Annotated in this window: 10 protein-coding genes and 1 other annotated feature (1 of these 11 only partly in view); all 10 genes read right to left on the bottom strand. The window is 48.7% G+C overall.

The annotated features are described in order from the left end of the window. Positions 1-29: 29 nt before the first annotated feature. The 10 genes from tuf to rplJ all read right to left on the bottom strand — a co-directional run bounded on the left by tuf (position 30) and on the right by rplJ (position 14,104). The gene (gene tuf / locus AB432_RS01395) at positions 30-1,220 is read right to left on the bottom strand and encodes an elongation factor Tu (RefSeq protein ID WP_048035654.1); all 1,191 of its coding nucleotides are present in this window, start codon (positions 1,218-1,220) and stop codon (positions 30-32) included. A gap of 120 nt (positions 1,221-1,340) precedes the next feature. Next, positions 1,341-3,419: an elongation factor G gene (fusA, locus tag AB432_RS01390; protein ID WP_048035653.1), complete on the bottom strand. Its 2,079-nt coding sequence runs from the start codon at positions 3,417-3,419 to the stop codon at positions 1,341-1,343. A gap of 69 nt (positions 3,420-3,488) precedes the next feature. Beyond that, the gene (gene rpsG / locus AB432_RS01385) at positions 3,489-3,959 is read right to left on the bottom strand and encodes a 30S ribosomal protein S7 (protein WP_007716226.1); all 471 of its coding nucleotides are present in this window, start codon (positions 3,957-3,959) and stop codon (positions 3,489-3,491) included. A 57-nt stretch (positions 3,960-4,016) separates the two neighbouring features. Continuing rightward, positions 4,017-4,451 carry a 30S ribosomal protein S12 gene (gene rpsL, locus AB432_RS01380; protein WP_012683978.1) on the bottom strand — a complete coding sequence of 145 codons (435 nt, stop codon included), beginning with the start codon at positions 4,449-4,451 and terminating at the stop codon, positions 4,017-4,019. 122 nt (positions 4,452-4,573) lie between these two features. Continuing rightward, a complete protein-coding gene (locus AB432_RS01375) occupies positions 4,574-4,828 on the bottom strand; it encodes a 50S ribosomal protein L7ae-like protein (RefSeq protein WP_017247041.1) in 255 nt (84 codons plus the stop codon). Positions 4,829-4,966: 138 nt separating this feature from the next. After that, positions 4,967-8,593, bottom strand: coding sequence for a DNA-directed RNA polymerase subunit beta' (rpoC, locus tag AB432_RS01370; protein ID WP_048035652.1), 3,627 nt, complete (start codon positions 8,591-8,593; stop codon positions 4,967-4,969). 29 nt (positions 8,594-8,622) lie between these two features. Beyond that, the gene (gene rpoB / locus AB432_RS01365) at positions 8,623-12,162 is read right to left on the bottom strand and encodes a DNA-directed RNA polymerase subunit beta (RefSeq protein ID WP_048035651.1); all 3,540 of its coding nucleotides are present in this window, start codon (positions 12,160-12,162) and stop codon (positions 8,623-8,625) included. A gap of 309 nt (positions 12,163-12,471) precedes the next feature. After that, on the bottom strand, positions 12,472-13,068 hold the full coding sequence (locus AB432_RS01360) for a class I SAM-dependent methyltransferase (protein ID WP_048035650.1): 597 nt from the start codon (positions 13,066-13,068) through the stop codon (positions 12,472-12,474). Between the two features lie 102 nt (positions 13,069-13,170). Further along, positions 13,171-13,533, bottom strand: a complete 363-nt coding sequence (rplL, locus tag AB432_RS01355) for a 50S ribosomal protein L7/L12 (protein ID WP_047074728.1) — start codon at positions 13,531-13,533, stop codon at positions 13,171-13,173. A gap of 55 nt (positions 13,534-13,588) precedes the next feature. Further along, positions 13,589-14,104: a 50S ribosomal protein L10 gene (gene rplJ, locus AB432_RS01350; protein ID WP_016742852.1), complete on the bottom strand. Its 516-nt coding sequence runs from the start codon at positions 14,102-14,104 to the stop codon at positions 13,589-13,591. Between the two features lie 25 nt (positions 14,105-14,129). Next, positions 14,130-14,218, bottom strand: a sequence feature (ribosomal protein L10 leader region) (it continues 74 nt past the right edge of the window).

Genomic DNA, 14,218 nt, shown 5'->3' with positions numbered 1-14,218 from the left:
AGTTGTCGGGTTTTGTGTATCCGTATATCTTACGCGTCGATAGAAGCTACAACGCCAGCGCCTACTGTACGGCCACCTTCGCGGATCGCGAAGCGAGTACCTTGTTCCATCGCTACTGGAGCGATCAGTTCTACAGTGAACTCAGTGTTGTCGCCAGGCATGATCATTTCAACGCCTTCAGGCAGTTGGATGATACCTGTTACGTCAGTTGTACGGAAGTAGAATTGTGGACGGTAGTTAGCAAAGAAAGGAGTGTGACGTCCGCCCTCTTCTTTGGACAGAACGTAAACTTCTGCTTTGAACTTAGTGTAAGGCTTAACGGAACCTGGTTTCGCCAAGCATTGTCCACGCTCGATGTCGTTACGGTCTACACCGCGCAGCAGAGCACCGATGTTGTCACCAGCTTGAGCTTGATCCAGCAATTTGCGGAACATCTCAACACCAGTTACAGTTGTTGCTTTTGTTTCTTCAGCCAGACCAATGATTTCTACTTGGTCACCAACTTTAACGATACCGCGCTCTACACGACCAGTAGCAACAGTACCACGACCAGTGATCGTGAACACGTCCTCTACAGGCATCAGGAACGGCTTGTCAGTTGCACGCTCAGGAGTTGGGATGTAAGTGTCAACCGCTTCCATCAGTTCAGCGATTTTCTTAGCCCACTCACCAGTTGGGTTGTCCAAAGCTTCTTTAGCAGAACCTTTGATTACTGGAGTGTCGTCACCTGGGAACTCATATTGAGACAACAGGTCACGGATTTCCATTTCAACCAGTTCCAACAACTCTTCATCGTCTACCATGTCGCATTTGTTCATGAATACTACGATGTAAGGTACGCCTACTTGTTTGGAGAGCAGGATGTGCTCGCGAGTTTGTGGCATAGGGCCATCAGCTGCGGATACAACCAGGATTGCGCCGTCCATTTGAGCAGCACCAGTAATCATGTTTTTCACGTAGTCAGCGTGACCAGGGCAGTCAACGTGAGCATAGTGACGGTTGTCTGTTTCGTACTCAACGTGAGCAGTGTTGATTGTGATACCGCGCTCTTTTTCTTCTGGAGCAGCGTCAATTGCAGCATAGTTCATAGCTTGTGCTTTACCTTGTTGTGCCAATACAGTTGTAATAGCAGCAGTCAGGGTAGTTTTACCGTGGTCAACGTGACCGATGGTACCAATGTTAACGTGCGGTTTATTACGCTCAAATTTCGCTTTTGCCATGAGAGGAAAGCCTCCTTATATATAAGGGTTTTATGGTTTGAAGAAAGGTTTACCTTACGAATGGTTGTCCCTTCAATATTGTAAACCTTTCTGATTGCAAGATAAAGCTGTAACCTGTAATTATTCGCCTTTAGATTTCTTGATGATCTCTTCAGCGATAAATTTAGGTACTTCTTCGTAGTGGTCGATCACCATGGAGTAAACGCCACGGCCCTGGGTACGGGAACGAAGAATTGTGGAGTAACCAAACATCTCGGACAGTGGTACCATTGCACGGATTACTTGTGCATTTGCACGAGCTTCCATACCTTCGATACGACCGCGGCGGGAGTTCAGGTCGCCCATAACGTCGCCCATGTACTCTTCTGGCATTGTAACTTCTACTTTCATGATTGGCTCGAGCAGTACAGCGCCACATTTTTTCGCAGCTTCTTTCAGAGCGAGAGAACCTGCTACTTTAAATGCCATCTCGTTGGAGTCAACATCATGGTAGCTACCGTCTACGATAGTAGCTTTGATATCAACCAGCGGGAAGCCAGCGATAACACCATTTTTCATAGACTCTTCGATACCCGCTTGAACAGCAGGGATGTATTCGCGTGGTACTACACCACCAACGATTTTGTTTTCGAATTGGAAGCCTTGACCCGGCTCGAGAGGAGCGAATTCCACCCAAACGTGACCGTATTGACCACGACCACCGGACTGACGAACGAATTTACCTTCCACTTTGGCTGTGTTACGGAATGTTTCACGGTAAGCAACCTGTGGAGCACCAACGTTCGACTCGACTTTAAATTCGCGTTTCAGACGGTCTACGATAATCTCCAGGTGAAGCTCACCCATACCGGAGATGATTGTTTGACCAGTCTCTTCATCTGTGCGAGTTCTGAACGTTGGATCCTCTTCAGCCAGCTTGGACAGGCCGATACCCATCTTGTCTTGGTCTGCTTTGGATTTTGGTTCAATCGCAACAGAAATAACTGGCTCTGGGAAGTCCATAGACTCAAGAATTACAGGAGCCTTTTCATCACACAGAGTATCACCAGTTGTTGTATCTTTCAAACCTACAGCTGCAGCAATGTCACCGGAGTAAACCGTTGTGATCTCTTCACGGTGGTTTGCGTGCATTTGCAGGATACGACCAACGCGCTCACGTTTACCCTTGGTAGAGTTGAGAACGTAAGAACCGGAGTTCAGTACACCGGAGTATACGCGGAAGAAAGTCAAACGACCAACATACGGGTCAGTCATGATCTTGAACGCAAGAGCAGAGAACGGACCGTTGTCGTCAGCTGGACGATCAACTTCTTCTTCAGTATCTGGCAATGTACCTTTAATTGCAGGGATATCTACCGGAGACGGCAGGTAAGCAACTACGTTGTCCAGCATAGGCTGAACACCTTTGTTCTTGTAAGAAGAACCGCACATTACCGGCGTCAGTTTGCACTCGATAGTACCCTTACGCAGAGCAGCACGAATTTCGTCGTTGGTCAGCTCTTCGCCTTCCAAGTACTTCATCATGAGCTCTTCGTCTTGTTCAGCTGCTGCTTCAACCATAGCCATGCGAAGTTCTTCGCAACGTGCCAGAATGTCAGCAGGAATTTCAGCGGAGTCAGAAGTTTTACCCAAGTCATCAGTATATACGATTGCCTTCATTTCAATCAGGTCAACCATACCTTTGAATTGATCTTCTGCACCGATTGGATATTGGATAGCTACTGGATTTGCACCCAGGCGAGATTTGATCTGACCCAAGCACATATCAAAGTTAGCACCCATGATATCCATTTTGTTGATGTAGCACATGCGCGGTACGCCATAGCGGTCAGCTTGGCGCCATACTGTTTCGGTTTGCGGCTCAACGCCACCTTTTGCGTCAAAAACGGTTACAGCACCGTCAAGAACGCGCAGGGAGCGCTCAACTTCTACAGTGAAGTCTACGTGACCTGGTGTATCAATGATGTTGATACGATGACCAGCCCATTGAGCAGTAGTAGCAGCCGAAGTAATGGTAATACCGCGCTCTTGCTCTTGTTCCATCCAGTCCATGGTAGCTGCACCTTCGTGCACCTCACCAATTTTGTGAACACGACCAGTGTAGAACAGAATACGCTCAGTAGTCGTCGTCTTACCAGCATCGATGTGAGCCATGATACCGATATTACGCGTATTCGGCAAAGAGAACTCGCGAGCCATTAGGTATGCTCCTTCCATACTCGAGTTTGAGAATAAACGGGTATCCAAAACGGACACCCGATTCAATTTCTACCAGCGATAGTGAGCAAACGCTTTGTTCGCTTCAGCCATCTTGTGCGTGTCTTCACGCTTTTTAACTGCTGCACCGGTGTTGTTAGCAGCGTCCATGATCTCGTTAGCCAAGCGTTGTTCCATGGTTTTCTCTCCACGGTTACGGGAGTAGTTAACCATCCAACGCAGACCAAGAGTGGTACGGCGCTCCGGTTTTACTTCGATTGGTACTTGGTAGTTAGCACCACCTACACGGCGAGCTTTAACTTCCAGTACTGGCATTACGTTTTTCAGTGCTTCTTCAAACACTTCCATCGGGTTGCGACCTGTGCGCTCCTGGATGATGTCAAATGCGTTGTAGAGAATGTTCTGAGCTACACCGCGCTTACCATCCAACATCAGGCGGTTAATCAAGCGAGTAACCAACTTGCTGTTGTGAATAGGATCAGGCAGCACGTCACGACGGGTTACAGGACCTTTACGAGGCATCGTATTCCCTCCTTCTTTTCGATATAAATTCACGCCACTTCACAGGCGCTTTTTTTATTACTTCTTCGCTGCTGCTTGACCTGGCTTCGGACGCTTAGTACCGTATTTGGAACGACCTTGTTTACGGTTGTTCACACCAGCAGTGTCAAGAGCACCACGAACGATATGGTAGCGTACCCCTGGCAAGTCTTTTACACGACCGCCGCGCACCAGCACGACGCTATGCTCTTGCAGGTTGTGGCCAATACCACCGATGTAAGCTGTTACCTCGATTCCGTTTGTCAAACGCACACGAGCGTATTTACGCAACGCGGAGTTCGGTTTTTTCGGAGTCATGGTACCTACACGAGTGCAAACACCACGTTTTTGAGGAGAGCTTTGGTTGGTTTGGCTTTTCTTGAAGCTGTTGTACCCCTTTTGAAGAGCTGGGGACTTCGACTTCACAACCTTATCCTCGCGACCTTTACGCACCAATTGGTTAATTGTAGGCATGATGTTACCTCCCTTCTTAATACCCAATCTTCAAGACCACAGATCCAGGTGAGTCATTTTTAGGTCAAATAGAAAGTCCTTGTCCAGCATTACGCAACGTGTAACCACAGACAAAAACATCGTTAACCACTTTTTTTAATCGCAGCGGTAGCCGCTCCCACTTCAATTCCACACGCTTTGCCTAAACGACGCATGGAATCTACATGAATGACTGGAACACCCTTCTCTTTGCAAAGGAGCTCGACTTTTTGGGTCAAACGCTTATCTGCATCAACAGCGATATACACTGCTTCTACCTGTTGGCTTTCAACAGCTTTGATCGTCTGCTTAATGCCGATTGTCAAGTCCTTGGCCCGCTCTACTTTTTCATAAGACATGATTCTCATATCCTCCAAAGTACAGATGTCAGGCACACTTGAATATAATATCAGGTGGGCTAGTTGTTGTCAACGCCCATCTCATATTTTTTATTTAGGAAAGCGCCCACCAATCGGTGATGGGCGCTTTTCCCGCCATTACTCTACAGAAACTGCTTCTTGCTCAGCTTTCGCTGCTTCCAGCTCTGCTTCGTAATCTACTTGACTAGCAACTTTTACATTGCGGTAACGTGACATACCGGTACCTGCTGGAACCAGCTTCCCGATAATAACGTTCTCTTTCAAACCTAGCAAGCGGTCCACTTTTCCTTTGATCGCTGCATCGGTAAGAACGCGAGTCGTTTCCTGGAAGGATGCTGCCGACAGGAAGGAGTCGGTTTCGAGGGATGCTTTGGTGATCCCCAGAAGAACCGGACGGCCCACTGCTGGATTTCTGCCTTCCATGAGAACTTTTGCGTTCGCTTGCTCAAATTCAGGAACCTCAACATAGGAACCTGGCAAGAGGTCTGTATCTCCGCTGTCGATAACGCGCAGTTTGCGCAGCATCTGACGAATCATAACCTCTACGTGCTTGTCGTTAATTTCTACCCCTTGCATACGGTAAACTTTTTGTACCTCTTGCAAGATGTAGTTGGAAACGCCGCGCATACCGCGAACTTTGAGCATTTCTTTCGGGTCTACGGAACCTTCCGTGAGCTCGTCACCGGCATTCAGCTTGAGACCAACAGAAACCTTGATGCGCGAGCCATACGGTGCTGCATACACTTTGTTCTCCGCTTCCCCACGTACTTCGATCTCGCGACGATCTTTCCCTTCGCGAATATCAACAACTTCACCATCGATTTCGGAGATGACTGCTTGCCCTTTCGGATTACGCGCTTCGAACAACTCCTGAATACGCGGCAAACCTTGGGTAATATCGTCTCCCGCAACCCCACCAGTATGGAAGGTACGCATGGTCAGCTGGGTACCCGGCTCACCAATGGATTGTGCAGCGATAATACCGACTGCTTCTCCCACTTCCACCTCGGCTCCTGTCGCCAGGTTGCGTCCGTAACACAATTTGCAGACACCATGGCTGGTGCGGCAAGCGAGTACGTTACGGATATAAACGTTAGTGATTCCTACTTTTTCGATATACTCGGCAACCTCTTCAGAGATCTCCTCATTGCGGTGCACGATGATTTCTTTTGTCTCAGGGTGGCGCAAAGTCTCGAAGCAAGTACGTCCAACCAGACGATCAGACAACTTCTCGATTTCTTCCTTACCATCCTTGATTGCTGTTACACGGATACCTTTATCTGTTCCGCAATCAGTTTCGCGTACAATCACGTCTTGGGCAACGTCTACCAGACGACGAGTCAGGTAACCCGAGTCCGCTGTACGCAAGGCTGTATCGGCGAGACCTTTACGCGCACCGTGCGTGGAGATAAAGTACTCCAATACCGTCAGACCTTCACGGAAGTTGGATTTAATCGGCAACTCAATGATTCGACCGGATGGGTTCGCCATCAGACCGCGCATACCAGCCAACTGAGTGATCTGGGATACGTTACCACGGGCACCGGAGTTCGCCATCATGAAGATCGCATTGAACTTATCCATGGACTTCATCAAAACGTCTGTTACTTCATCCTTCGCTTTGGACCAGATAGAGATTACGCGGTCATAGCGCTCGTCCTCGGTGATCAAACCGCGACGGAACTGCGTCATGACAGTTGCAACCTTTTCATCCGCTGCGTCGAGAATGTCTTTTTTCTTTCCTGGTACCGCAATGTCCGCTACGGCAATCGTGATACCTGCTTTTGTCGAGTACGTGAAGCCCAGTTCCTTGATTCTATCGAGGATCATGGACGTTTTCATCGTACCGAAGCGACGGAAGCACTCGGAAATGATGGTTCCCAAGAAGCCTTTTTTCACCGCGCCTGGATCAGGCAGGTTCTTGATGAACTCTGTAACGTTGGTACCTTTATCGAAAATAAAGTATTCGTCAGGAACCATGTTTTGCAGGTTGCCTTTCGTTGGTACGTTGATGAACGGCAGATCTGCAGGGAAAATTTCATTGAAAATTACTTTACCTACTGTCGTTACGAGAAGCGCGTTCTCTTGACGCTCAGTAAAGCTGGTTTTGCTCAAGCGTTTTGCTGGCAGTGCGATGCGCGTATGCAGGCTGATAAAGCCTTGCTGATAAGCGGCAATCGCATCGTGAGGATCGCGATAAATCGTACCCTCGCCTTTGTCGCCTTCGCGCTCCAGTGTCAGGTAGTAAGAACCAAGCACCATGTCCTGGGATGGAGTTACTACCGGTTTACCGTCTTTCGGGTTCAAGATGTTCTGCGCTGCCAGCATGAGGATACGGGCTTCCGCCTGTGCTTCAGCAGACAACGGAACGTGAACCGCCATTTGGTCACCGTCAAAGTCCGCGTTGTACGCTGTACAAACGAGCGGATGCAGACGGATCGCACGGCCTTCAACCAGAACTGGTTCGAATGCCTGGATACCCAGACGGTGCAAGGTAGGGGCACGGTTCAACAGTACCGGGTGCTCACGAATAACGTCCTCGAGAACGTCCCATACCTCTGGCTGAACGCGCTCAACCTTGCGCTTTGCGCTCTTGATGTTGTGAGCGAGGCCTTTGGAAACCAGCTCTTTCATCACGAACGGCTTGAAGAGCTCCAGTGCCATTTCTTTAGGCAAACCGCACTGATACATCTTCAGGTTAGGTCCTACAACGATAACGGAACGACCGGAGTAGTCAACACGCTTACCGAGCAGGTTTTGACGGAAACGACCTTGTTTACCTTTCAGCATGTGGCTGAGAGATTTCAAAGGACGGTTACCTGGTCCTGTTACCGGACGTCCACGACGACCGTTGTCGATGAGCGCGTCTACTGCTTCCTGCAGCATGCGTTTCTCGTTTTGTACGATAATGTCAGGAGCACCCAGTTCGAGCAGGCGCTTCAGACGGTTATTACGGTTGATTACACGGCGGTACAGGTCATTCAGGTCGGAAGTGGCAAAACGTCCACCATCCAACTGAACCATTGGACGAAGCTCTGGCGGGATAACCGGCAGTACGTCGAGAACCATCCAATCCGGGTGGTTACCGGAGTTGCGGAATGCCTCGAGCACTTCCAGACGCTTGATCGCACGGTTGCGACGCTGGCCTTGTGCCGTTTTCAAATCTTCTTTCAACGTTTCCACGTCTTTATCCAGATCGATTTCTGCAAGCAGGCGTTTGATCGCTTCTGCTCCCATCATCGCTTGGAAGGAGTGGCCGTATTTCTCACGATAATTGCGATACTCTTTTTCGGAGAGCAATTGCTTTTTATCGAGAGGAGTGTCACCTGGATCTGTTACTACGTAAGAAGCAAAGTAGATTACTTCCTCCAGGGAACGAGGGGACATGTCGAGCACCAAGCCCATACGGCTTGGAATCCCTTTGAAGTACCAGATGTGAGAAACTGGGGCAGCCAGTTCAATGTGCCCCATACGCTCACGCCGTACTTTGGCGCGGGTCACTTCCACGCCACAACGGTCGCACACTACACCTTTATAACGAACACGCTTGTATTTACCGCAATGGCATTCCCAGTCCTTGGTTGGTCCAAAGATGCGTTCGCAGAACAAGCCGTCTTTTTCCGGTTTCAGTGTGCGGTAGTTGATCGTCTCTGGCTTCTTCACTTCCCCGAAAGACCACGAACGGATCTTATCGGGGGAAGCCAAGCCGATCTTCATATATTCGAAGTTGTTCACGTCAATCACAGGGCGTTACCTCCCTTGGTACCGGAATCTTACTCTTCGTTCAAGCTTCCGCCTTCGAGAACGAGGTTCAGTTTTTCACCGTTGCCTTCATCCTCGTCTTCCATTTCACGCATTTCAATCTCCTGCTCGTCTCCGGACAGAATCTTCACGTCCATACCCAAGCTCTGGAGTTCCTTAATCAATACCTTGAAGGACTCTGGAACACCTGGTTCTGGAACGTTTTCGCCCTTAACGATCGCTTCATACGTTTTCACGCGGCCCACGACGTCATCCGACTTGACAGTAAGAATTTCTTGCAAGGTGTAGGCAGCACCATATGCCTCCAATGCCCAAACCTCCATCTCCCCGAAACGCTGTCCACCGAATTGAGCTTTACCACCCAATGGCTGCTGCGTAACAAGAGAGTAAGGACCAGTAGAACGAGCATGGATTTTGTCGTCAACCAAGTGAGCCAGTTTCAGCATGTACACGCAACCTACCGTTACACGGCGGTCAAACGGTTCACCTGTACGACCATCAAACAAGATCGTTTTTCCGTCACGATCCAGACCTGCTTCTTCCAACGTTTCGAATACTTCTGCCTGACGTGCACCGTCGAATACCGGCGTTGCTACGTGGATACCCAGAAGTTTCGCTGCCATACCCAAGTGAGTCTCCAATACCTGACCGATGTTCATACGCGAAGGTACGCCCAACGGGTTGAGTACGATCTCTACTGGAGAGCCATCTGGCAGGAACGGCATATCTTCTTCCGCCATGATGCGGGCGATAACCCCTTTGTTACCATGTCGACCGGCCATTTTGTCACCCACGGAGATTTTCCGTTTTTGGGCGATGTAAACGCGAACGAGTTGGTTTACGCCTGGTGGCAATTCGTCGCCATTCTCACGCGTAAATACTTTAACGTCTACGATGATACCGGAACCACCATGTGGTACGCGCAGGGATGTATCACGAACTTCACGAGCTTTTTCACCGAAGATGGCATGCAGGAGGCGTTCTTCTGCTGTCAGCTCAGTAACCCCTTTAGGTGTAACCTTACCAACGAGAATGTCACCGTCCTGAATCTCCGCACCAACACGGATGATACCGCGTTCGTCCAGGTTTTTCAGAGCATCTTCCCCAACGTTTGGAATATCGCGAGTGATTTCCTCTGGACCCAGCTTGGTGTCGCGAGCTTCGGACTCGTATTCTTCAATATGGATAGACGTATACACGTCATCTTTTACAAGTTTTTCACTCAGAAGAATCGCGTCTTCGTAGTTGTATCCTTCCCACGTCATAAACGCAACGATTACGTTACGACCGAGAGCCAATTCACCTTTTTCAGTGGATGGGCCGTCCCCAATGATATCGCCTTTTTCAATCCAGTCTCCAGTGCTTACGATTGGACGCTGGTTGATGCAGGTACCTTGGTTGGAACGGATAAACTTGTGCATTTTGTATTTATCGAGATCGCCAGCAACTTTTCTGCCGTCGATTTCTTGGTAACGACGAATCCAGATTTCGCGAGCCGTTACGCGCTCAACTTGACCCGGATGCTTGGCAACGATCGCCACGCCGGAGTCTTGCGCTGCTTTATGCTCCATACCCGTACCGACAAACGGTGCTTGTGGAATCAAAAGCGGAACGGCCTGCCGCTGCATGTTTGAACCCATCAGTGCGCGGTTGGCGTCATCGTTCTCGAGGAACGGAATCAGCGCTGTCGCAACGGATACAACCTGCTTCGGCGATACGTCCATGAAGTCTACCTTGTCGCGCGGTACGCTCAAGATCTCACCTTTACGACGGCAGATTACCATGTCGTTTACGAAACGGCCATCTTCATCAAGTGGCTGATTTGCCTGTGCCACGTTGAACACGTCTTCCTCATCAGCAGTCAAGTAGCTGATATCAGTCAACACGAAGCCTGTTTCTGGATCAACTTTACGACGAGGCGTTTCGATAAATCCGTAGTCGTTGATGCGTGCAAAGGACGACAGGGAGTTGATCAAACCAATGTTTGGTCCCTCTGGCGTCTCAATTGGACACATACGACCGTAGTGGGAATGGTGAACGTCGCGCACTTCGAAGCCCGCGCGCTCACGCGTCAAACCACCAGGTCCGAGTGCGGACAGACGGCGTTTGTGCGTCAGCTCAGCCAATGGATTTGTTTGATCCATGAACTGGGACAACTGCGAGCTACCAAAGAACTCCTTCAGTGAGGCAATCACTGGACGGATGTTAATGAGAGCTTGCGGTGTAATTTGGTTTTGATCCTGAATGGACATGCGCTCACGAACCACACGCTCCATACGGGACAAACCAATACGGAACTGGTTCTGCAACAGTTCACCAACGGAACGCAGACGACGGTTACCCAAGTGGTCAATATCGTCTGTGGAACCTACACTGTGCAGGAGGTTCATGAAATAGTTGATCGCCGATACGATGTCCGCCGGCGTAATATGTTTGAAGGACTTATCTACATTTCCGTTTCCGATTACTTTGATGATCTTGCCATCTTCAATCGGAGAGAAAATATTGATAGATTGCAAATGAATCGCTTCATCTTCCAGTACACCGCCATGTGTGCGAACGTCGATAAAGCCCACATTGCCTTCCAGCGCTGGCACGATGCGATCCAGGACACGACGGTCAATCATTTGACCTGCTTCGGCAAAAATTTCACCTGTTGTCGTATCGATCAGCGTTTCAGCCAAACGTTGGTTGTACAGACGGTTTTTCAAATGAAGCTTTTTGTTCATTTTATAACGACCAACAGAAGCCAAATCATAGCGCTTAGGGTCGAAGAAACGAGAGATCAAGAGGCTCTTCGCATTTTCGACTGTTGGTGGCTCACCCGGACGAAGACGCTCGTAGATTTCAATAAGCGCTTTTTCCGTAGAATCGGTATTGTCTTTTTCCAGCGTGTTCTTGATGTATTCATCTTCACCCAGCAAGTTGAGAATCTCGATGTCGGAACCAAAGCCCAACGCACGCAAAAGAACCGTTACCGGGATTTTTCGCGTACGGTCGATGCGGACATAAATAACGTCCTTCGCATCGGTCTCCAGCTCCAGCCAAGCACCCCGGTTCGGGATTACTGTAGCTGTAAACGTCTGCTTGCCGTTTTTGTCCACTTTGGTGTTGTAATATACACTGGGGGAACGAACAAGCTGGCTGACAATAACGCGCTCAGCACCATTAATAATGAAGGTTCCCGTTTCGGTCATGAGCGGGAAATCCCCCATGAATACTTCTTGTTCCTTCACTTCTCCCGTCTCTTTGTTCAACAAACGTACCTTCACACGCAGAGGCGCCGCATAGGTGACGTCACGTTCTTTCGACTCGTCAACATCGTACTTCGGCTCTCCCAAGCTGTAGTCGATAAACTCCAGCACGAGATTACCTGTGAAGTCCTGGATTGGCGAAATGTCTTGGAACATCTCACGGAGCCCCTCATCAAGGAACCATTGGTAGGACTTTTGTTGAATCTCGATGAGATTTGGAAGGCCCAGCACTTCGTTAATACGTGAATACGTACGACGCTGGCGGTGTCGGCCACTTTGAATCACTTTACCTGCCAACTTATTCACCCCTCAGGTTGTGTTTTCACACATAGAAACTCGGCATTCGGCAACTTCTTTCAGTCGCATTCGAATGCCTAAAAATAAAAATGGGTTAAAGCAGCTTCAACCATTTTTAACCCAGAGAAACTCTATTTTAAAAGAATTCCCATGTTTTCACGCAAACATTCCTATCTCAGGAAAAAAGTAGAAACGCTTGACAGACAGGGAATTGCTGAAAAATAGACATTTATCCCATATTGACATTTTATAATGCTACCACATTCAATTATTCACGTCAAGAAAACTTTTCTAATGATTTCTTCTTGCTTATTTGATTGCCCTGAATATGTGATAGCCTTTTTCCCGATCTACCTCTATTACTTCGCGGTACGTTTCCTGCAGCTTCTTCAATGCGGATGGGGCACCTTGCTTCTTCTGAATGACAACCCACATTTCTCCGCCTTCTACCAACAGGTCGTATCCTTCTACAAAAATGCGATGAACGATTTCCTTACCCGCACGAATCGGCGGATTGGTTAGAATGACATCAAACTGCTCACCTTGTACGCCGCTGTAGACATCGCTCACTCGAACCTCAACATTTTTTATTCCATTTGCTTCTGCATTACGACGAGCCAGGTTAACCGCACGCTCGTTCACGTCGATCATCGTCACCCGACCATGATCAGCAAGCTTGGCAGCCGTCAATCCCATCGGACCATACCCGCATCCCACATCGAGTACACGCGCATGACTGTCGATTTCCATGTTCTCGATGAGCAATACACTTCCAAAGTCAATCCGGTCTCGGGAAAAAACGCCAGCATCCGTTATGAAGCGAAATTCATTACCACGGAGCTTGAACGTAAATTGCTGTTCATCATGTGCAGCGCCCGGTTGATTGGTATAGTAATGGTCTGCCACGTGTGATTCACCCTTCCTCATCGTTTAAGAAAAACTCTATCATCAAAAGTTTATAGAAAATCCCCCTGCCGCAGGCAAGGGGATATCCTAAAGGAAGCTAACTTACTTTACTTCTACTTGAGCGCCAGCTTCTTCGAGTTTTGCTTTGAGGGATTCTGCTTCGTCTTTGGAAACGCCCTCTTTGAGTGTTTTTGGAGCGTTGTCTACCAGGTCTTTTGCTTCTTTCAGACCCAAGCCAGTCAGCTCGCGAACAACTTTGATTACGTTGATTTTGGAAGCGCCGCCGCTTACCAGGTTTACAGTGAATTCAGTTTGCTCAGCAGCAGCTTCTGCTCCGCCACCAGCAACTACAGCTACAGGAGCAGCAGCAGTTACGCCGAATTCTTCTTCGATTGCTTTAACCAGATCGTTCAGTTCGAGAACGGACATGCCTTTAATGGCTTCCAAGATTTGCTCTTTAGACATTTGTAAATCCTCCATTCAAGGAATAGTATTTGTAAAACATTAACCGATCAGACGATTACGCGCCTTGACCTTCTTTTTGTTCTGCCACTGCTTTGACTGCCAGTGCAACGTTGCGCATTGGAGCTTGCAGGACGGAAAGAAGCATGGACAAGAGACCTTCGCGGTTCGGCAGGGAAGCCAGAGCTTTAATTTGCTCAGCATCAACTACTTTACCCTCGATAACGCCACCCTTGATTTCCAGCTTGTCGTTTTTCTTAGCGAATTCAGCGATAACTTTCGCTGGAGCGATGATATCGTCTTTGGAGAACGCCAGAGCGTTTGGTCCAGTCAGATATTGATCCAGTTCAGTCAGGCTTTCCTTCTCAGTAGCCAAACGAGTCAGGGAGTTTTTCAACACCTGGAACTCAACACCAGCTTCACGCAATTGCTTACGGAGCTCAGTTACTTGTGCTACTGTCAGACCGCGGTAGTCAGCTACCACTGTAGTTTGGCTTTCGCGAAGCTTAGTTGCGATTTCGTTGATCGCTTGTACCTTTTCTTCACGAATAACGGTTGGACGAATTTCTGCCATTGATTACACCTCCCGTGCTCTAATCCTAGAAAATGAAGAATGCCCTCGCAGACTCACGAGGGCATAATGCTATATCGTCAAAGGAAAACAGCGTTTCCTCATTCGTACATTACA

The organism is Brevibacillus brevis (genome assembly GCF_001039275.2).
GTDB lineage: Bacteria > Bacillota > Bacilli > Brevibacillales > Brevibacillaceae > Brevibacillus > Brevibacillus brevis_C.
The sequence above is the reverse complement of the archived record's forward strand: the minus strand, read 5'-3'. Positions and strand labels throughout refer to the sequence as shown.